Consider the following 20828-nt stretch of genomic DNA (forward strand, 5'->3'; position numbering starts at 1 on the left):
AGACAGCATGTGCGGAATAGTCGGCATTTTTGATACCCTCGGCAACCGGGAGATCGACCGCGCGGCCCTGGGCCGCATGAACGAAAGCCAGCACCACCGCGGCCCCGACGAGGGCGAGCTGTATCTGGAAACGAGCATGGGCATGGGCCACCGCCGCCTGTCGGTGATCGACCTGGCCAGCGGCCAGCAGCCGATCGTCAATGCCGAGCGCGACGTGGTGATGGTGTTCAACGGCGAGATCTACAATTACCGCGAACTGCGCGTCGAACTGCAGGCGCTGGGCTTCGTGTTTCGCACCAAGTCGGATTCGGAATCACTGCTGCATGCCTACCAGGCCTGGGGCCCGGACTGCGTGCACCGCCTGCGCGGCATGTTCGCGTTCGCGATCTGGGATCGCAAGAAGCAGACGATGTTCCTGGCGCGCGACCATGTCGGCGTCAAGCCGATGTTTTATTCGCTGCTGCCCAATGGCCTGTTCGTATTCGGCTCCGAGCTGAAATCGATCATGACCCACCCCGAGCTGTCGCGCAAACTCAATCCGCGCGCGGTCGAGGATTACTTCGCGTTCGGCTACGTGCCCGAGCCGCACACCATCTTCCACAACGCCTACAAGCTCGCGCCCGGCCATCGCATCGTGATGAAGGCCGGCGCGCGCGAGGTCACGCCCGAGCAGTACTGGGACGTGCCGTTCAAGCGCGCCCCGCAGCGGCCGATGGGAGAGATCGAGCAGGAGCTGATCGAACGCGTGCGCGAATGCGTGCAGAGCCAGACCGTGGCCGACGTGCCGTTGGGCGCGTTCCTGTCGGGCGGCGTCGATTCGAGCGCGGTCGTGGCGATGATGGCGCAGAATAATCCCGATCCGGTGACCACGCTGTCGATCGGCTTTGACGATCCGGAGTATGACGAGTCGAAGTTTGCCAATGAGGTGGCCACACGTTACGGCACGACCCACCACGCGCAGATCGTCGACAAGGACGACTATGGCCTGATCGACACGCTGGGCCACCTGTACGACGAGCCGTTCGCCGACAGCTCGGCGATCCCGACCTATCGCGTCTGCCAGCTGGCGCGCAAGCACGTGACCGTGTCGCTGTCGGGCGACGGCGGCGACGAGAGCTTCGCCGGCTACCGCCGCTACCGCTATGCGATGGCCGAGCAGCGCGTGCGCGACAAGGTGCCGGCCAGCCTGCGTAAACCGGTGTTCGGCACGCTGGGCAAACTGTATCCAAAGGCCGACTGGGCGCCGCGCATGTTCCGCGCCAAGACCACGTTCGAGGCGCTGGCGCGCGACACGGTCGAGGGTTACTTCCACGGCGTGTCGATCATGCCCGACCGCGTGCGGGCGCAGCTGTTCTCGGATTCGTTCAAGCGCGAGCTGCAGGGCTACAGCGCGATCGAAGTCTTCCTTGGCCACGCCGCCAAATCACCGACGGACGATCCGCTGTCGCTGATCCAGTACCTCGACTTCAAGACCTGGCTGCCGGGCGACATCCTGACCAAGGTCGACCGCGCCGCGATGGCGCACTCGCTCGAGGTGCGTGTGCCGCTGCTGGACCATACGTTCGTGGAATGGGCGTCCAGCCTGCCGCCGGACATCAAGCTCGGTGGCGGCGAAGGCAAGTACATCTTCAAGAAGGCGCTCGAACCGTACCTGTCGCACGATGTGCTGTACCGCGCCAAGAAGGGTTTTTCGATTCCGCTGGCAGCCTGGCTGCGTGGCCCGCTGCGCGAGAAGCTGCGAGAAGCTGCGCTGTCGCCGCTGCTGCTCGACACCGGCATGTTCAACGAAAAATTCTTGCGCGAGATGGTGGACCAGCATATCGCCGGCAGCAAGGATTACAGCGCACCGCTGTGGTCGGTCCTCATGTTCGAGACCTTTCTGCGGGTGAGCGCCAACGCTTGAAATAGCACACCGGACACCTTGATGCCTGGATGAAATCTTTGACGATTACTGGAACTTGTCGCACATATGGACTCATCTAGCACTTCCACTTCGCTGACTAGCGGAGTCGCGCTCATTACGTACAATGGGGTGAAATACCTGCCGCAGCAACTGAGCAGCATTCTGGCGCAGACCCGCGCAGTCGTACATATTGTTGTTTCCGATGATCACTCCACAGATGGAACTTGGGAATATCTAAAGGCATGGGCCAAGGATACGCCGGTGCGTGTCACGCTCGTACGCAACGACACTCAGCTGGGCCTGAGCGCCAATTTCGAACAGGCAATTAGCCTGGTTGAAGCGGACATCGTGTTCGCCTGCGACCAAGATGATGTCTGGCTGCCGGGCAAGGTTGCGCTGCTGGCCGCCGTATTTGAAGACGACGACCGCGTACAGTTGGTGCACACCGATGCGATCTTGGTCGATGCCGGTGGCCGTGACCTCGGCATGACATTGTTCGGGGAACTTGAAGTGTCCGAGACCGAACGGCGCGCTGTTCGTGCCAACGAAGCCTTTCGGGTCTATTGCCGCCGCAACATCGTCACAGGTGCCACGGCGGCATTCCGACGCACTTTGCTGCTAGCCGCGCGTCCCTTGCCAAACATGTTCATTCATGACGCTTGGCTAGCATTGATAGCGGCCGCAATTGGCCCAATTGTCATGCTGGATACGCCAACCATTCAGTATCGTCAGCATGGCGCGAACCTTATAGGTGTCAAAAGACTGAGCCGAGTGGAAAAGCTACGCCAGCTTTGGTGGGCTATCAACAGGCCCCGCCCGCTAAAAGCCACTACCGACAAGCTCTTGGCATCGAGTGCAATCTTGCATGCACGTTTGTTCAACCAACTGAGCGTCAAGCCAGCCCATGTCAAAATGGCCTATGAAACCCTGCAATTCGCTAAATATCGCTCAAATTTGTCTGTCAACCCAGTGGCACGCTGTTCCGCTGTGGCAGCTGTTGCGGTTACTGGTCGTTACCACAGATTTTCGTATGAACCATGGTCCGATGTGCTTAGAGACATGCTGAACAAATAGCGTATATCACTGAGATCCATTGCCAGGCACGAAGAACTGGCTGTTCACGGGTTCGCTGCCATTCAGAAATTGCTCACTTTCGCCATACTCTAGAGGCTCGATCCAGTAAAATGGCTCGCTGATGTCCTGTAGCCCTCCGACCTGCCCCAACAGCAGGATCGACTCATTGCTGCTGTTTATGCGTTTTGCGGACATGCCCCAATTGTTCCTGAGTGGAAGCTGATCGTCTGGCCGCTTACAGCCGCTGGATCGCCGCAGTCCAGCATTAAGCCCTTGAATGTAAAGGATTTTTTATGCCACAGGGCGGCTATGGGGACTCGTATACAACGGTTAGTAGTAACGCGAAAGAACCATTGGGCGGCATCAAATGTTTCCAGAATTACATGTCCATGCGATAATCCACCAGCTGTAAGCAGCACCAGTGAAATTGTGACGCTGTAAGAAAACCGTAACCGCCAATCATAAAGAGGGCTAGTCATACTTATGGATCAAGTTGATATCGACACGTGTCGTTCCTCGCTTCACAGAGGATCCAGTATGGAGCCATTAGTTGTCGATCTCGATGGTACACTTGTGCAAACCGACACGCTGTTTGAGTCGTTAATGCTGCTGTTCCGACAGGCACCATGGTGCCTGATCGGCGCATTGTTTTCGTTATTGCACGGCCGCCGTGCGTTTAAAGTGTACGTCTCACAGTTCGTTAATCTTGCGGCAGACGCGCTCCCATACAACGATGACCTGTTGAACTATCTTCGATTACAGCGTGCCGCCGGCCGACAACTAGTTCTTGCCACGGCCGCCCATTACTCGATCGCCAATCGCGTCAGCGCACATCTGGGGTTATTCGATTACGTTATAGCCACCCAAGACGGAGCGAATCTGAAGGGTAACGCCAAGTTGGCGGAGATCCGCAAGCTAGTGGGTACACAGTTCGTCTATGTCGGCGACAGCAGCGCTGATTTGCCAATTTGGTCGCAGGCCAGAGGTGCCATTCTCGTCGGGGTTTCGCCAGCAGTCGCCCGAGAGGTCGAAAAAACATGCCAAATCGAACAGGTGTTTAAACGCCCAGACTTAACCATGCTGGTATGGATCAAGGCGATTCGTGCCCATCAGTGGCTCAAGAACGCCTTAATTTTCGTCCCACTACTCACAGCGTTTTCATTTGTCGATGTGTGGAAGCTTGTTTCAGTTATCGCAGCATTCATTGCTTTTTCATTGACAGCATCGGCGACGTATATCTGTAATGACCTAGTGGACCTTGAGAGCGATAGGCGGCACCCGCGAAAGCGAAAGCGTCCAATGGCTAGCGGCGTGATTTCAATTCCGCAGGCGGTCCTTGCAGCTTTTGCACTAATGAGCGTAGGCCTTATTACTGGCTATCTGATCTCTACGCAGTTTTTGGCGATTCTGGTGGTGTACGTCGTTTTTACCACCGCATACAGTTTAGTTCTTAAGCGCTACGTTTTGATTGATGTGCTCATGCTTGCCGTACTCTACACAGTTCGTATCCTTGCGGGAGCGATCGCGCTCGAGGTATCGATTAGCGTCTGGTTATTGGCTTTTTCCCTGCTCACCTTCTATAGCCTGGCGATTTTGAAGCGTTGCGCCGAGTTGGTGTCTTTGCAGAAGATTCAACGCGACGCGACTGCCGGCCGGGATTACCGTGTGAGCGACCTCGCTGCTCTGTGGCCCCTCGGAATTGGCGCGTCCCTTGCGTCGATTGTCGTATTTTGCCTTTTTATTCAAGCCGCTGAGACACAGTCGCGCTATCTTACCCCCACTCTGCTATGGGGAGTTGTTCTTGCGATGCTTTATTGGCTGTCGCGTTTATGGATCAAGACTTCGCGTGCCGAGATGCATGACGACCCGCTGGTCTATGCAATTATGGACCGAGGCTGTCGGGTGACAATTGCCGCAATGATCGCCTTCACAATCGCAGCGCGTTTTGTTTCAGTTTGAAATCTGATCTTCCCTAGGATCCTAAATGGCACTTAGTACCCTTATTCTTATTTTCAGCAGCGTTCTGATTTCAGCACTCGCTCAAATTGCACTCAAGCAAGGCATGTCGTCCTCGACAGTAGCAGTCGCGTTAGAGCAAGGCTCGACCTCAGCGATAACTGCAATCGCAACCAATCCATATGTGATCAGCGGTCTGTCACTGTATGCGGTAGGCGCAGTGCTTTGGCTATTCGTTTTGGCACGTGTCGAAGTTAGCATCGCTTATCCTTTTGTCGCTTTCGGCTTTATCGTCACAATGGCATTGGCGATAGTATTGCTCGGCGAGCCGCTACAGCCTCTGCGCGTGGTGGGTACTTTGCTCGTGATGGCCGGCGCTGTACTCATCACTCGTTAACTCAGCAGCCATGACTAGTACAAACCATCACCAGTTTTCTAACGGCGCAGTCAAGCCAATCGCTCAGTTGAGCCAAATCTTTACCATTTTGACTATTTGCACACTTTCCTTCGTGCTAATATTTTTTCTGACAAGTCATCTTCCACCGACACGGTTCCACATTGGGCTAGACAATGTCTGGTTTGATGCTGACGTGCCGCGTTATCTATGTCAGATTGTTGACCGCTACGCTAATGACCACTGGCGCAACAAGGTGCACCCCTTGTTTTCGTTTTTGAGCTATCCCATACCTAATCTGCTTACGATCTTGCAAATCGATCTAGGAATTGCAGTGCGAATACAGGTAGCGCTCATTCCAGCAGTCGGCATGGGTTTTCTCTTTTCTGCGCTTAAGCGGATTGGCTTGATGAGATTGGATGCCCTGCTGCTCACGGGTATCGCGCTGACGAGTTCATCTTCCCTTGTATGGTTCGCTATACTAGAGAGCTACGCTTATACATTTACAGCGTTTTCGATTGTGTTGTACCTAGCCGCGCGCGATGCAAATCAAGAAAAAGTCACGCTGACTCATTGGGTTACGGGTGCGGTATTGGCATTCTCCGTTACCATCACCAACCTGATAGTAGCGTTGTTCACTGCCCTTCAGTCGCAGGGGATAAGACGTACCATGCGTATCGCGATTCTGGCGGTGGCGGTGGTTGGCACCCTGTCAGTAATGCAGCGGATGATATTTCCTAGCTCGGGCCTGTTTTTCCTACCTGCGTCTGTGCAGGGGGAGGCGACGTTCTTCGTCAGCCTTTCCGTCGAGCGCATCCGTCAGGTTCTGTCGATCTTGTATCTCGGAAGCGTAGTCATGCCTGACTTCACCCAACAAGTAATGAACGGTGGCGAAATCGTACTGTCCGTGCAACAAGCCAGCTGGCGCCAAGCTGGCGTGATAGGTCTTACAGCTCTAGGACTGACGGCCACGCTTTTGTTGACCGGAATAGCCACCATTGCAATGGCATACAAGAGCAGATTACAAGCGCCTCATGATGGCGCCTTCTTCGCACGGGCTACCGGTCAGGATGCGCTGCGACTCTCAGTCACTGGATCGGTAACCTTCCTGACAGTACTGCATATCATCTATGGGCAAGAGACATTCGTTTACGTTGGCAGCGTGCTTCCATTCCTGCTCATCTTGCTTGGATATGGTACGCTGGCGATCTCCCGTCATAGCCGCGCTGGTGCCACCGTATTGCTGGTGAGTTTATTGTTAAGCGGCGGATACCATAATTTCGCACATTGGAAGACAGCAGTCGCTGAAATTTCTGCTCTAAATGCACCTCCAAGCGGCAAGGCCTTGATTCGAAAAACTTGCTCTTTCGTTAAGCAATTTTAATTCGACTCGCACTCGTTGGACTCGATATCCTGATACGACGGAAGCTGGAAGTAGCTCGGATGATTAGAAGACAAGGTCGAAGCACTGAGAACGTCAGCGGAATTAGGGTCATCGGCAAGACTACAATCCCGCGTTGGTAACCGATAGTTCAATCCACAGTAGTTTTGCGAGCCGTCACAAAGCCCTTCGCCGCCCTAACAACCTGAACTATTGCGTCGCGAAGTCGACGCTCACCGTACGCAGCGATCAAGTAAGCGATGCAAAGGGCACCAAGAATTGCCAAGCACAGACTGGCTGAACGAGCGAATCCATTAATACTGAGATAATAAAGAATGGTGCCACCGATAATCTCATGTGTTAGATAGAAAGGGTACGTAAGGAGTCCTAAGGCACGCACACAGGCACCTGTCGCAGGAGAAAGAGTCCAGCGTTCCGAATTCACCAGTGACAGATAGATAAATATCACGAACGTAACGAATACTCCTAGCACATACCATGCTACTTGTGCAGTGCCCAGGCTGTACTTATCGCCGACTGCATAAATATTAATAATCTGCGCCGAACGACATGTGATCTCTAGGCCTGCTGCTCCAAGCGAGAGTGCCATCAACATCCAGTCAATGGATTGCAGGTTTCGCCGGTACGCGACCATCCATAAATATATGCCAATGGAAAAAAATACTCCATGGCGCAGCAGTAGCATATTTTTCATGCCGTACCCAAGATCCAGCCAGCCCAAACTTAGGTCCGACGCAAGCAGATATGCCAGAGCGACGATATATGCTGTACTAAGGCAAGCTAAAATACGGGCAACCTCTCGTAGGCGACATTTACCGGCGAGCATCGCCAGAAATACGACCGAGTAAAAAGCGATTTCGATCGGCAAAGTCCAGTACGAACTGGCAATCGCATAATCACCAACTAGCAAGAGAGATCGCGCTAACGCACCCAGTTGTGAGATAACGCCGATACCCAGCGACGAGTAATGCGACTGCGGCACGATCAGCAAGATCGAGAAGCAAAGGATCGCGGCTATCCAAGCAGCGGGATAGAGCCTCAGAAATCGGCTGCGTGCAAAGCGATATGGTGTCGATGCCGTAGCGGAATTAGCGATGACCACGCCGGAAAGGACGAAGAAAACTTGCACCCCCACCCATCCGAACGACATAATATGTGCTTCATTCGGGAATTTCCATGTGAAGTGAAATAATGCCACTATCAGTGCACAGGAAAAGCGAATGGCGTCCAATCCGAAAACGTATGCCGTACGATGCGGCTGCATGTCAGATTCACTCAATGACACCCCCTGAAAATTCGTCAACGATAACTTACTTGCAATATTTTGTCCAAAGAACTTTGTATTTAGATAGATCAGATTAAACGATGGAGACGGTAGTTTTCAAAACAGATATCGAATTTTGGGATACTGCTTTTTAGTTCCTCTGCCTGATTCGCTCAGGCTTCCGCCATACCTCGCCTTAAAATAGCTCCATCATTCAAGAAACTTTGCTCGTTGATTTACGCTATGCCCATTCCCACTTCGTCAGCTCCTCGTCGCTGTTACGTATTGTTCGATTTCTTTGACTTTTCGCCCTCTTCTTCGAGCCTGTCGAGGATCAATTCACCGCAGCCTTACGCCGCTTCGTAGATCTGATTCAAAGGTTTGGTAGACAAGTGACCGGTGTGGTCGCTGGGCGTTGAAACACGTGAAATCTTGGGCCAGCCCACCACCATTTTGGTTATGTTGGCTTACCACTTCAGATACACATCCTCGTGCTTCACGTTCCGCTTCAGTCTCCTGACAAAAATGTTACCCAGCGTCCTACCGCGTCCGTCCAGAATGATTGCGATACCTTCGCGCTTGAGTGCATGACAGAAGGCACCACTGGCAATTTGCGAACCCTGATGGCAGTTGACAAAATTGTGCGTAACTTCGAAATTATCAACCCCTGCTCGGGCGTGAGCGTGGTGTTGGGCGGCTTCGCATAGTGAAAACCGTGAATAGATTGTTATGATCCTGTCATTAACTGATCGTTCGACCTTGTAACGTTGTAGGGCTCAGTCCAACTCCGCCTGGGGCCACGTCGAGTTCTTGACTTCCTCGCCAATCAAGTAAGTGGTGCATACTTGGCTATACAGAATTTGAGTCATCGAAATATCGTCAAGGGAATTAGGACAGTATATGCAAAATATGCTTGGCGTTTAAGCGCAGCCAGCTACGGAGAATGCATGACCCTGTAAGTCTAGATACCTATAGAAGCTTTGGGGAGGCTGTAGAAACGAGATGGTATACCATCAGTTTTACGCCACGCGCGCCGATGTACAGGCAGCCATCGCGGAGTATATCGAGAGTTTTCACAACCGCCAACGGCGTCACTCATGCCTCTGCTATCTTGTGCCCACGGTATTTGCAAAAAAAAAAATCAATACGCAGCAACAGGCAACTTGAAACAAGAGTGTCTCTTATTGACAGTACAACTCACTGCTTACTAACTACGCGCCGGCGCCCAGTCGCGGTACCAAGTCCAGAAATGGGCCAGGCCCGTCGCCAGCGGCGTGGTTGGCGCGAAGTCGACCCAGGCCTTGAGCTTGGCGATCGATGCATGCGTGGCCGGCACGTCGCCCGGCTGCATCGGCAAAAATTCCTTGCGCGCCTCGACGCCCATCACGGACTCGAGCGTGCGGATAAATTCGAGCACCTGCACCGGATTGTGGTTGCCGATGTTGAACACCGTATGCGGCGCGCCCGTGGCCGTTGCCGGCGTCGGCTTGAACAGCAGGCGCACCACACCTTCGACGATGTCGTCGATGTAGGTGAAGTCGCGCGTGAGCAAGCCCTCGGCGAACACAGGGATCGTGGCGCCGCGCATCATTTTCTCGGCAAAGCTGAAATACGCCATGTCGGGTCGGCCCCACGGACCATACACCGTGAAAAAGCGCAGGCCGGTGGCCGGCAACTTGAACAGGTGGCTGTACGAGTGCGCCATCAATTCATTGGACTTCTTGGTGGCGGCGTACAGCGACACGGGCGCATCGACCTGGTCGTCCTCGCTGAACGGGACCTTGGCGTTGTTGCCGTACACGCTGCTGCTGCTGGCGTACAGCAAGTGCTCGATGGCCCCCTGACGGCAAGCTTCGAGGATATTGCCAAAGCCCACCAGGTTCGACTGGATATACACGGACGGATTGTCGATCGAGTAGCGCACGCCGGCTTGCGCCGCCAGGTGCACCACCAGTTGCGGCCGCTCGCGCTCGAACAGTGCTGCAACTTGCGCTGCATCGCTCAGTTCGACCGTGTGGCAAACGACGCCGGCGGGTGCGAGCAGCGCGCGCACCCGGTCATGCTTGAGGCGCGGATCGTAATAATCGTTGAAGTTGTCGCAGCCGACCACCTGATGGCCCATGGCCGCCAGGCGCGCAGCCACGAAGCTGCCGACGAAGCCGGCAGCGCCCGTGACGAGGATCCGCTGGGCTGGCATCAGGCGGCCGTCCGGCTGACGCGACCAATCCCTTCGTAGGCCAAACCGGCGGCAGCGACGACGGCCGGATCATAGATATTGCGGCCATCGAAGATCGCCTTGTCGCGCAGGATGGTGGCCAGGCCAGCGAAGTCCGGTGCGCGGAATTCTTTCCATTCGGTGACCAGGACCAGCGCATCGGCGCCTTCGGTTGCCGCGGCGGCCGAGCTGACGATCGTCAGCATGCCTTCGACGCGCGCAGCGCCGTGTTCGCGGGCCAAGACGCGCAGCGCTTCGCTGCTGGCGACCGGATCGTAGGCGCGCACGTGGCAGCCGGCGTCGAACAGTTCCTTGAGCAGCACCAGGCTTGGCGCTTCACGCATATCGTCGGTGTTCGGCTTGAACGACAGGCCCCACACGGCGATCGTCTTGCCCTTGAGGCCTTCGACGCCGCCGTAGAAGCGCGTGAGCTTCTTGAACAGCACGTTTTTCTGGTTGTCATTGACCAGTTCGGTCGCTTCCAGGATGTGCAGCACCTGGCCATGATCGCCACCGGTCTTGACCAGGGCCTTGACGTCTTTCGGGAAGCACGAACCGCCGTAGCCCATGCCGGCGTACAGGAACTGCGAACCGATGCGTGGGTCCAGGCCCATGCCGTGGCGCACGGCTTCGATGTCGGAGCCCAGCACTTCGGCCAGGTTGGCCAGCTCGTTCATGAAGCTGATGCGGGTGGCCAGCATGGCGTTGGCGGCGTACTTGGTCAGCTCGGCGCTGCGCACGTCCATCTCGACCAGCTTTTCGTGGTTGCGGCTGAATGGCGCATACAGCTGGCGCATCAGCTTGGTTGCGACGGTGTCATCGCTGCCGACGACGATGCGGTCAGGCCGCATGAAGTCGTCGATGGCCGCGCCTTCTTTCAGGAATTCGGGATTGCTCACCACCGAGAACGACAGCGTGCTGCCGCGCTTGTCGAGTTCGCCCTGGATGGCGGCACGCACCTTGTCGGCGGTGCCAACCGGGACGGTTGACTTGTCGACCACGACCACCGGCTTGTCGATGCGCTGGCCGATCGAACGGGCCGCGGCCAGGATGTGCGTCAGGTCGGCGCTGCCGTCTTCGTCAGGCGGGGTACCCACGGCCAGGAACACGCATTCCGCGTGCGCGACGGCTTCGTCGTAGCTGGTCGAAAACAGCAGGCGACCTGCCTTGGCGTTGCGCTCGACCATATTGTCGAGGCCCGGTTCGTGAATCGGGATGACGCCGTTCTTGAGCATCGCGATTTTTTCTTCGTTGACGTCGAGACACAGTACAGTGTTGCCGACATCGGCGAAGCAAGCGCCTGAAACGAGCCCGACGTAGCCGGTGCCAATGATGGTGATCTTCATGATTTATATTGGGGAACGAAGTTGCTGAAAAATAGAACCGGGCAGAGCAGCACGGCGAACCAGGCTATTTTTCCACAGATTAGAAAATAATTGCCACACGTAACAAATGCGTACAAAACTTGAATTATAGTATCATGGTTGTCAAAAATTTATGCGTTTGCTCGTCAACCGCGCTGCCCTCCGGCAAAATTTTTCGCATAATCACGACATTGCAATTCAACACTTTCACTCCCGGACCGACACATCCGGCGGTGCACCGATCAGCACCCGGCACGACACGATGAAGTTACTCACCTTTAGTACCCTGTATCCCAATTCACAGCAACCGAACCACGGTATCTTCGTGGAAACCAGGTTGCGCTACCTGATTGCCAGCGGGCAGGTCGAGTCACGTGTCGTGGCGCCAGTGCCATGGTTTCCACTCAAGGGAGAGCGCTTCGGTCATTATGGCACCCTGGCCAAGGTACCGCGGCGCGAGACACGCAACGGCATCGACGTCACGCACCCGCGCTACCTGGTGCCGCCGCGGGTAGGCATGAACGTCACGCCGTACACGCTGGCGCATGCGGCAAAACAGGAAATCGGCCGCATCCTCGACGGCGGGTACGACTTCGACGCCATCGACGCGCACTATTTCTATCCGGACGGCGTGGCGGCGGTGATGCTTGGCAAGCACTTCAACAAGCCGGTAGTGATCACTGCGCGCGGCACCGACATCAACCTGATTCCACAGTTCGCGCGGCCGCGCCAGCTGATCCTGGATGCGGCGCGCGACGCCGACGGCATCATCACCGTCTGCAAGGCGCTCAAGGACGAGATGGTCGGCCTGGGCGTCGCGCCCGACAACATCACGCCGCTGCGCAACGGCGTCGATCTCGAGCGCTTCGCACCACTTGACCGCGCTGCCGCGCGCGCCGCCGTCGGGCTGGTGCCGGGGCGGTTCACGCTGCTGTCGGTCGGCCTGCTCGATCCGCGCAAGGCGCACGACCTGATCATCCGCGCCCTGCCCCAGCTGCCCGACGTTGACCTCCTGATCGCCGGTATCGGCCCGGAAAAAAACAATCTGGAGCGGCTGGCACGTGAATTGAACGTGCAGGACCGCGTCAAACTGCTGGGCAGCGTGCCGCAGACCGAACTGAAAACGTATTACAACGCCGCCGACACCCTGGTGCTGGCGTCGAGCCGTGAAGGCTGGGCCAATGTGCTGCTCGAAAGCATGGCATGCGGCACGCCGGTGGTGGCCAGCAATGTCTGGGGCACGCCCGAAGTGGTGGCGGCGCCCGCCGCCGGCGTCCTGATGCCGCAGCGCACCCCCGAAGGCCTGGTCGCAGCGCTGAGCCAATTGCGCGCCAACTACCCGGCGCACAGCGCCACCCGCCGCTACGCCGAAGACTTCGGCTGGCAACCGACCACCCAGGGCCAGATCGACCTGTTCCACTCCATCTTGGCGAGAAAAGCCGCGTGAAAATCCTTTATCACCACCGTACCCGTTCCAAGGACGGCCAGTACGTCCACATCGAAGAAATGATCCGCGCGCTGCGCGCCGAAGGCCATGAGGTCGTGATCGTGGCGCCACCGAGCGCCGAAACCGAATCGTTCGGCGCGGATGCCGGCCCGGTCGCCTGGCTCAAGCGCCATGTGCCAAAGACGTTCTACGAATTGATGGAGCTGTCGTATTCGCTGGTCGCTTACCGGCGCCTGGCCAAGGCGGTCAAGCAACACCGTCCGGACGTGCTATATGAACGCTACAACCTGTTCCTGCCATCGGGCATCTGGCTCGCGCGCAAGTACAAGCTGCCGATGCTTCTCGAAGTGAACGCCCCGATCCTGGAAGAGCGCACCCGCTACGACGGCCTGGCGCTGACGAAGCTGGGCCGCTGGTCGCAAGCGTATGCGTGGCGCAACGCCGACATGGTGCTGCCGGTCACGCACGTGCTGGGCGATATCGTGCAAGCCTACGGCGTGTCGCCGGAACGCATCGACGTGATCCCGAACGGCATCGACCCCGAGCGTTTCGCCGGTGCGCCGGACGTTGAACAGGCCAAGCGCGCGCTGGGCCTGCAGGATGTGCTGGTGCTGGGCTTTACCGGTTTTGTGCGCGACTGGCATGGCCTGGACAAGGTGATCGATCTGATCGCACAAGACCCGCCCGAGGCGCGCCGCCACCTCTTGATCGTGGGCGATGGCCCCGTGCGCGCCACGCTCGAGCAGCAGGCGCGCGACCTGGGCATCGAACACCGCGTTCAGTTTACCGGCATCATCGGACGCGACGACGTGGCGCGCTACGTGGCCGCCTTCGACATTGCGCTGCAACCGGCCGTCGTGAAGTATGCTTCACCATTGAAGCTGTTCGAATACCTGGCGCTGGGCAAGGCGATCGTCGGTCCGGACCAGCCGAATATCCGCGAGATCCTGCGCGCCGACCATAACGCCGTGCTGTTCGACCCGGATACCCCGGGTGGCCTGGCCGCCGCGGTCAAGCGCCTGTGCGACGACCCGCTGCTGCGCGCCCGCGTGGCGCAAGGCGCGCGCGACGCCATCGACGAGCAGCAGCTGACGTGGCGCGCCAATGCGCGCCGCGTCGTCACCCTGTTCGAAAGGTTGATCCAGCGTGCGTGACCTTATCCTGTTCCTCGCCTTCGTGGGGATCATGCCGTTCATCTTCAAGCGGCCCGTCGTGGGCGCCATGGCGTTTGCAATGGTCAGCCTGATGAACCCGCACCGCCTGACCTACGGCTCTGCCCAGAATTTTCCGTTCGCAATGTACCTGTGCCTAGCCACCCTGGTAGCCATCCTGATATCGCGCGAACAAAAGAAGATCCCAATGACGCCTGCAGTGCTGGTTATGCTGCTGTTTTTCACTTGGTACACGGTGGGCACCATTTTCGCCCAAGTACCCAATGGCGCATGGACCGATTGGGAGCGGTACGCCAAGACGATGTTGATGGTGTTCGTTACCATTATGACCGTGCGCACCGTCAGCGACGTTAAGGTACTGGCGCTGACGGTGGCACTGTCACTCGGCTTCTGGGGCGCCAAAAGCGGTGTATTTGTGATAGTCAGCGGCGGCGGCGAGGGCTTGCATGGTCCGTTCGACAGCTTCATCAGCGACAATAATACTTTGGCGCTCGCCATGGTGACCATCACACCGCTGCTTGTTTATATGGCTAGCCGCGCAAAGACCAAATGGGCAAAGCGTGCGGCGATGGGCATGGCAGGGCTGACCATGCTGGCAGCCATTGGATCGTACTCGCGTGGTGCCATGCTCGCCACCTTCGCCATGGGATTCTTCCTGTGGCTCAAGTCGGCGAACAAACTAAAGACCGGCTTGGCCTTCGTGCTAATCGTGCCGATCGTGTTTTCTCTAATGCCGCCCCAATGGACCGGGCGAATGCACACGATCCAGACCTATGACGAAGATGCATCCGCTACCGGCCGCATCAATTCTTGGCACTTCGCGGTCAACATCGCTAACGAATTTGCCATCGGCGGCGGCCCGAATGTCTTCACACCGCATATGTTCATGCTGTATGCGCCCGAACCCGAGCGCTACTACGATGCACATAGCATTTATTTCCAAGTACTTGGCGAGCTGGGATATTTCGGGCTGGCGATCTTCGTGGCCATGTTCGTAACCACTTGGCGCACGGCAGGGCGAATTATTCGCCATTGCCGCGACAACGAAGATCAAAGCTGGGCACTGATGCTTGCCCGAATGTGCCAGGTCAGCATGATTGGCTACCTCGCCGCCGGCGCCTTTTTGACCATGGCCTACTATGACTTGATCTACTACGTGATCGCGATTGTGATCTGCCTCGACAAAGTCTTGGTCCGTGCGCCGCAAAAAGACGACACGCCCCCGATGCAACTGAAGTTCGTCGAGCGCTACTTGGAACGTCGCGCGGCCAAAAAATCACGGAAAGCGTCGCTGGCGCGCCCGCTCAACCGCGCCTGAGCGCCGCAGGCCAGCCTTAGATCAGCCTCAGACCAGCACTTCCAGCGCCGCCGGATGGCCGAGGAAACCGGCCGGGCTGGCGCTGGCGCCGTAAGCGCCCGACTGGAACACCACCACCAGGTCGCCGACGCGGGCATGGGCCAGTTCCATGCGCTCGGCCAGGATGTCGAGCGGCGTGCACAACGGGCCGGTGGCCGATGCCGGGCCACTGTCCGGCGCATCATTCTGCGCATTCATGCGGTTGCCGATCGCGACCGGATAATTCTTGCGGATCACCTGACCCAGGTTGCCTGATGCCGCCAGGTGATGATGCATGCCGCCGTCCAGCACCAGGAACACCTGGCCGCGCGAAACCTTGCGGTCGATCACGCGCGCCACGTACACGCCCGCTTCGCCGACCAGATAGCGCCCCATCTCCAGCGCCAGGCGCGCCTGCGGCAGCGCTGCGGCCAAGCGCGGCAACCACGCTGCCAGGTGTGCGCCCATCGGCGTCGGATCGAGGCGCTGTTCGCCCGGAAAATACGGAATGCCCAGGCCGCCGCCGATATTCAGTTGGCGCACCGCCAGCGGGCTGTCGCCGGCTAGTTGCATAGCCAGTTCGATGCTACGCGACTGGGACTCGATGATGGCGTCCAGGCGCAGGCTTTGCGAACCGCTGTAGATGTGAAAGCCTTCGAAGTCGACCCCCAGCGCTGTCGCCTGGCGCAGTACGTCCGGCGCCTGCTCGGCGTCGATGCCAAACGGCTTGGCACCCCCGCCCATGCGCATGCCCGACGACTTGAGTTCGAATTCCGGATTGATGCGCAGCGCCACGCGCGGCGCAATGCCCAGCAGATCGCCGATGCGCGCCGCGTTGTCGAGCTCATGCTGCGACTCGATGTTCAGGCAGGCGCCGGCGGCAATCGCCTGGGTCAGCTCGCCCTCGAGCTTGGCCGGACCGGCAAAGCTGATGCGGGCCGGGTCGATCCCGGTGTCGAGCGCGATTTTCAGCTCGCTGCCCGAGGCCACGTCCAGCCCGTCGACCAGGCCCGCCATATGCTGCACCAGCGCCGGCATCGGATTGGCCTTGATCGAATAGTGCAGCGCGACCTGCGGCGGCAGGATCGCGCGCAGGCTGGCCACGCGCGCGCTGCACACGGCGCGGTCCATCGCATAGAACGGCGTGCGGCCAACGCGCTGCGCCAGGCGCGGCAGCGGAATGCCGCCGACGTGCAGGACATCGTCGACAACCGGAAAGTAGATCTGGGGAGCGTGCTGGGGCTTGGTACCGGTCATGGGCTTACGGTCAATACAAAGAGATGGACGCCGGCGCTAGCCAGCCTGGATGGTGTGTCTGAGCAGGTTGCGGTCGATCTTGCCGTTCGGGTTGCGCGGCAGCGCCTCGGTACGCAGCACGATCTGCGCCGGCACCATGTACGCCGGCAGCCGGCGCTTGCATTCTGCCAGCAATGCGGCGCGGTCGACCAGATCGGGATCGGCCACGGCCACCGCCACGATGGCCTGGCCCAGCGTGGCGTCGTCGATGCCGAACACCGCGACTTCGCTGACCAGGCCACTGGCGTGCAGCACGCTTTCGACTTCGGTCGGGCTGATGCGGTAACCGGAGACCTTGATCATCTCGTCGCTGCGACCCACGAAATACAGGAAGCCTTCGGCGTCGCGGCGCACGGTGTCGCCCGACCAGACCGCCATTTCGGGTAGCGGCAGCGCAGGGTCCTGGCCGGGCGCCGGGCGAAAGCGCAGCGCAGTGCGCGCCGCATCGTTCCAGTAACCGAGCGCCATCAGGGCGCCACGGTGCACCAGCTCGCCCGGTTCATCGGCATCGCACAGCGTGCCGTCGGGCCGCACCACGAGCACCTCGGCATTCGGGATCGCACGCCCGATCGAGCCGGGCCGGCGCGCTACCTCGGCCGGTGGCAGATAGGTCGAGCGGAATGCTTCGGTCAGGCCGTACATCAGGAAGATCGCGGTGCCGGGCAGCGCCTGCTGCAGCGCCTCGACCGTCACGACCGGCATCGCGCCACCCGAATTGGTGATGAAGCGCAGCGAGGTGTCGGCCGGCCATGCCAGGCGCGCCAGCGCGATCCACAGCGGCGGCACGGCGGCCAGGCCGGTGATGCGGTGCTCGCGCACGGCAGCGACGATATCCTTGGGGAACAGGTAGTTCATGAGCACGACCGACGCGCCGCGCAGGAAGGCCGTGGTGAGCTGGCTCAGTCCATAGTCGAAACTGAGCGGCAGCACGGCCAGCAGGCGATCCGACGCCGTCATGCCGAGATAGTCGGCGACGCTGGCGGCACCGGCGACCATGTTCCGGTGCGACAGCACCACGCCTTTGGGCGCGCCGGTGCTGCCCGAGGTGTACAGGATCGCGGCCATGTCGGTGTCGATGCGGCGATGCGGGACGCAGATGTCCGACGGCGTTTGCAATGCGTGCCAGTCCAGCACCTGCAGGTGCGGGATACTGGCCGGCGCGCTGGTCGGGGCACCATCGGTGACCAGCACCGTCTGCAAGGCGGGGCATGCCGCCAGCACCGGCGCCAGCTGCGCCAGGCGTTCGGGCGTCGTTACCAGCAGGCGCACGCTGCAATCGGCCAGGATGTAGGCCACCTGGTCGGGCTTGAGCAGCGGATTGACCGGCACGAACACGCAGCCGGCAGCGGACGCGCCGAACATCGCGGCCACGTTCTCGATCCGCTTTTCCATGTACACGGCCACGCGTTCGCCCGGCTGCAGGCCGCGCGCCAGCAACAGGGCAGCCACGGCTGTTACCTGGCCGGCCAGTTCGCGGTAGGTGCAGCGCAGCGCGCCGTAGACCAGGGCCTCGGCGTCGGGCGTGCGTGCTGCGCTGTCAAAGATGCTGTCGTGGATCAGGTGATTCATCGCGCTCCGGGACCTTGCCCGCTTGGGAATGGATGAGACATGGCGCCGCTGGCGGCACCCGTCATCTTACCAGTTCATGCCCATGCGTTGGAGAAAGCTGCCCCTTGGGCGCAAGGGGCAGCATGGTATATTTCGATGATGCCGAGTATACACACCAGCGTTGCCGTTCGCCGCCTGATCCCATCCGTTCCCGTGCTGTCGCTCGCTGCATTTCGTGATGGACCGGACGCCGGGCGCGCGCTGCCTTCCCTGCTCGACAACGCCCAGACGCGGCTCGTCACCAGCGGACGCATCGCCATCGGCCTGGCGCTGCGCGCCCTGGGTGTCGGCGTGGGCGATCTGGTGCTGGTGCCGGCCTATCACAGCCCATCCATGATTCCGCCTGTGCACTGGTGCGGCGCCGACGTCGTGTTCTATCGGGTACTGCCCGACACCTGCGCCGACCTGGCCGACATCCAGGCTAAGCTGGCCGAACACGCGGGCACCAAGGCCATAAAGGCCATCATGGTCACGCATTTTTTCGGCATCCCGCAGGATCTGGCGCCCCTGCGCGCGCTGTGCGACGCGCGCGGCATCGGCCTGGTCGAAGATTGTGCTCACTGCTTCTTTGGCGAGCATGACGGTGTCGCGGTCGGCAGCAGCGGCGACTATGCCATCGGCAGCAGCATGAAGTTCTTTCCGATCCACGAAGGCGGTTGCCTGGTATCGCAGCGACACGCTCTGGACACGCGCCTGCAGTCGGCCGGCATCGGTTTCGAGGCGAAGGCCGCGCTGGCCGCACTCGAATCCAGCTTTTCCTACGGCCGGCTGCCCGCGCTGCGCATGATCCTGGCCCTGCCGCTGCGCGCCAGGACGCTGCTCTGGAACGCCATGAAGGCCGCGCGCGCGCCGGCAGGTAGGGCTGGCGCCACCACCACGTCCAGCCTGGCGCCCTCGTCGTCGGACAGCAGTTACAGCTTCGATCCGCGCTGGATCGACAAACGCTCGTCGTGGTTTTCTCGCCTGACACTGCGGCTGGCGTCGCATGCGCGCATCGTGGCGCGGCGGCGCCGGCATTACCTGGCATTGCACGAGGCGCTGCAGGATGTGCCAGGCTGCCGGGTGCTGTTTGCCGCCTTGCCGGATGGCGCCTGTCCATGGGTGTTTCCGCTGCTGGTCGACGAGACCGACGCGGTGGCCGAGCAGCTGGCGCAGGCCGGCGTGCCGATGGTGCGCTTCGGCGCCACCTTGTGGCCAGGCGTGGATGCGAGCGTCTGCGCCACCAGCGTCGAGCTCGGGCAACGGATGATTGCGCTCCCCTGCCACCAAGCCTTGCGCAGCACCGAACTGGCCTGGATGATCGCCACCGTGCGCGGGGCACTGCAGGCAAGCGTGAAGGTCGCGGCATGAGCTGGACCGTGGTACCGGCCAGCCAGTTCGGCGCGCAGATGGCGCGCTGGGACACGCTGCACGCCGCCGGCGCGGCCTCGCCGCTGCTGGCGGCCGATTTCGTCGCCGCATTGCTGACCAGCTTCGCCGATGGCCGCGAACTGCTGGCGTGGCATGACACGGACGGGATCACGGACGCGACGACGATCCTGAGCCCGGGTGGCTTCGGCGTCTGGCACACCTTCCAGCCATCCCAGGCACCGGTGGGCCTGTGGCTGCAACGCGGTGACGGGGCGCCCGCCGCGCTGCTGCGGCCATTGCTGGCCAGCCTGCCCGGACCGGCGCTGCTCGTTGGCCTGACCCAGTGCGACCCGATGCTCATGGCACGCCCGGCGGATGCCGCCTGCGTGCGCACGGCCGACTATATCCGCACCGCCCGCATCACGCTGCGCGGCGCCGGCGGCTTTGACGCGTTCTGGGAGGCGCGCGGCAAGAACCTGCGCAGCAATCTCAAAAAGCAGCGCAACCGGCTGCGCCAGGAAGGCGTCACGCCGCGCCTGGAGATTTGCCGCGCGCCCGAACAGATGGCGCAGGCCGTGGCCGACTACGGCCAGCTCGAGGGCAGCGGCTGGAAAGCGGCCGGTGGCACCGCCGTCGATGCCGCCAACGCGCAGGGCCAGTTTTACCGCGCCATGCTCGAAGCGTTTGCTGCGCGCGGCGCCGCCAGCGTCTACCGTTACTGGCTGGGCGACCAGCTGGCGGCCATGGATTTGTGCGTGGAAGGCGGCGACTGCATCGTGGTGCTCAAGACCGCCTACGACGAGCAGCTGGCAGGCCAGTTGTCGCCGGCGCTGCTGATGCGCGAAGAAGCGTGCCGTCAATTGTTCGACGACAACCGCTTCGGGCGAATCGAGTTCTATGGGCGCGTCATGGAATGGCACCTGCGCTGGACCGACGACGTGCGCACGATGTACCACCTGAACGGCTACCGGTGGCCAGGTCTGGCGCGGCTGCACGCCATGCGTCGCAGCGATGCCGGCGCCGAGTAGAATAGCGGCGACGACGTTG

At 59.8% G+C, this 20828-nt stretch carries 17 protein-coding genes; 11 read left to right on the top strand and 6 right to left on the bottom strand.

Annotated features, from left to right (window positions below):
• Nucleotides 1-7 precede the first annotated feature (7 nt).
• Both RCH14_RS08475 and RCH14_RS08480 read left to right on the top strand, forming a co-directional pair.
• Nucleotides 8-1903 (top strand): XrtA/PEP-CTERM system amidotransferase, encoded by a 1896-nt coding sequence (locus RCH14_RS08475; protein WP_343025699.1) that lies wholly within the window; start codon nt 8-10, stop codon nt 1901-1903.
• Nucleotides 1904-1969: 66 nt separating this feature from the next.
• Nucleotides 1970-2977, top strand: a complete 1008-nt coding sequence (locus RCH14_RS08480) for a glycosyltransferase family 2 protein (RefSeq protein ID WP_343025700.1) — start codon at nt 1970-1972, stop codon at nt 2975-2977.
• A 6-nt stretch (nt 2978-2983) separates the two neighbouring features.
• On the opposite strand, the gene RCH14_RS08485 is transcribed toward RCH14_RS08480, so the two are convergent.
• Nucleotides 2984-3172: a hypothetical protein gene (locus tag RCH14_RS08485; protein ID WP_343025701.1), complete on the bottom strand. Its 189-nt coding sequence runs from the start codon at nt 3170-3172 to the stop codon at nt 2984-2986.
• 342 nt (nt 3173-3514) lie between these two features.
• Between RCH14_RS08485 and RCH14_RS08490 the strand changes: the two genes are divergently transcribed.
• The 3 genes from RCH14_RS08490 to RCH14_RS08500 are packed head-to-tail and all read left to right on the top strand — an operon-like array spanning nt 3515 to nt 6711.
• Nucleotides 3515-4936: a UbiA family prenyltransferase gene (locus RCH14_RS08490; RefSeq protein ID WP_343025702.1), complete on the top strand. Its 1422-nt coding sequence runs from the start codon at nt 3515-3517 to the stop codon at nt 4934-4936.
• Between the two features lie 25 nt (nt 4937-4961).
• Nucleotides 4962-5330, top strand: coding sequence for an EamA family transporter (locus tag RCH14_RS08495; RefSeq protein ID WP_343025703.1), 369 nt, complete (start codon nt 4962-4964; stop codon nt 5328-5330).
• Nucleotides 5331-5340: 10 nt separating this feature from the next.
• A complete protein-coding gene (locus tag RCH14_RS08500) occupies nt 5341-6711 on the top strand; it encodes a hypothetical protein (protein WP_343025704.1) in 1371 nt (456 codons plus the stop codon).
• 148 nt (nt 6712-6859) lie between these two features.
• Here RCH14_RS08500 and RCH14_RS08505 read toward each other — a convergent pair whose 3' ends face one another.
• Nucleotides 6860-7993 carry an acyltransferase gene (locus RCH14_RS08505; RefSeq protein ID WP_343025705.1) on the bottom strand — a complete coding sequence of 378 codons (1134 nt, stop codon included), beginning with the start codon at nt 7991-7993 and terminating at the stop codon, nt 6860-6862.
• A gap of 1002 nt (nt 7994-8995) precedes the next feature.
• Here RCH14_RS08505 and RCH14_RS08520 point away from each other — a divergent pair.
• Nucleotides 8996-9160, top strand: coding sequence for an IS3 family transposase (locus tag RCH14_RS08520; RefSeq protein WP_407070065.1), 165 nt, complete (start codon nt 8996-8998; stop codon nt 9158-9160).
• Nucleotides 9161-9200: 40 nt separating this feature from the next.
• Here the strand turns inward: RCH14_RS08520 and RCH14_RS08525 are convergent, their stop codons facing one another.
• Both RCH14_RS08525 and RCH14_RS08530 read right to left on the bottom strand, forming a co-directional pair.
• Nucleotides 9201-10190 (bottom strand): NAD-dependent epimerase/dehydratase family protein, encoded by a 990-nt coding sequence (locus RCH14_RS08525; protein WP_343025706.1) that lies wholly within the window; start codon nt 10188-10190, stop codon nt 9201-9203.
• Nucleotides 10190-11554: a UDP-glucose/GDP-mannose dehydrogenase family protein gene (locus RCH14_RS08530; protein WP_343025707.1), complete on the bottom strand. Its 1365-nt coding sequence runs from the start codon at nt 11552-11554 to the stop codon at nt 10190-10192. Before RCH14_RS08530 ends, RCH14_RS08525 begins: the two co-directional genes overlap by 1 nt.
• Before the next feature lie 280 nt (nt 11555-11834).
• On the opposite strand from RCH14_RS08530, the gene RCH14_RS08535 reads away from it, so the two are divergent.
• Genes RCH14_RS08535 through RCH14_RS08545 form a run of 3 tightly spaced genes read left to right on the top strand, consistent with a single transcriptional unit; the run spans nt 11835 to nt 15509 of the window.
• Nucleotides 11835-13019, top strand: a complete 1185-nt coding sequence (locus RCH14_RS08535) for a glycosyltransferase family 4 protein (RefSeq protein WP_343025708.1) — start codon at nt 11835-11837, stop codon at nt 13017-13019.
• Nucleotides 13016-14173 (top strand): glycosyltransferase family 4 protein, encoded by a 1158-nt coding sequence (locus RCH14_RS08540; protein WP_343025709.1) that lies wholly within the window; start codon nt 13016-13018, stop codon nt 14171-14173. Before RCH14_RS08535 ends, RCH14_RS08540 begins: the two co-directional genes overlap by 4 nt.
• Complete coding sequence (locus RCH14_RS08545; RefSeq protein ID WP_343025710.1) at nt 14166-15509, top strand: putative O-glycosylation ligase, exosortase A system-associated; 1344 nt, start codon at nt 14166-14168, stop codon at nt 15507-15509. The genes RCH14_RS08540 and RCH14_RS08545 overlap by 8 nt, the downstream gene beginning before the upstream one ends.
• A 27-nt stretch (nt 15510-15536) precedes the next feature.
• Here RCH14_RS08545 and RCH14_RS08550 read toward each other — a convergent pair whose 3' ends face one another.
• A complete protein-coding gene (locus RCH14_RS08550) occupies nt 15537-16784 on the bottom strand; it encodes a pyridoxal-dependent decarboxylase, exosortase A system-associated (RefSeq protein ID WP_343025711.1) in 1248 nt (415 codons plus the stop codon).
• 36 nt (nt 16785-16820) lie between these two features.
• Nucleotides 16821-18392 carry an acyl-CoA ligase (AMP-forming), exosortase A system-associated gene (locus RCH14_RS08555; protein WP_343025712.1) on the bottom strand — a complete coding sequence of 524 codons (1572 nt, stop codon included), beginning with the start codon at nt 18390-18392 and terminating at the stop codon, nt 16821-16823.
• Between the two features lie 135 nt (nt 18393-18527).
• Here RCH14_RS08555 and RCH14_RS08560 point away from each other — a divergent pair, with 135 nt between their 5' ends.
• Nucleotides 18528-19781, top strand: coding sequence for an aminotransferase class I/II-fold pyridoxal phosphate-dependent enzyme (locus RCH14_RS08560; RefSeq protein WP_343025713.1), 1254 nt, complete (start codon nt 18528-18530; stop codon nt 19779-19781).
• On the top strand, nt 19778-20809 hold the full coding sequence (locus RCH14_RS08565; RefSeq protein ID WP_343025714.1) for a GNAT family N-acetyltransferase: 1032 nt from the start codon (nt 19778-19780) through the stop codon (nt 20807-20809). The genes RCH14_RS08560 and RCH14_RS08565 overlap by 4 nt, the downstream gene beginning before the upstream one ends.
• The last annotated feature ends 19 nt before the right edge of the window (nt 20810-20828 follow it).

Source organism: Massilia sp. MP_M2 (genome assembly GCF_039123635.1).
Lineage (GTDB): Bacteria > Pseudomonadota > Gammaproteobacteria > Burkholderiales > Burkholderiaceae_D > Telluria.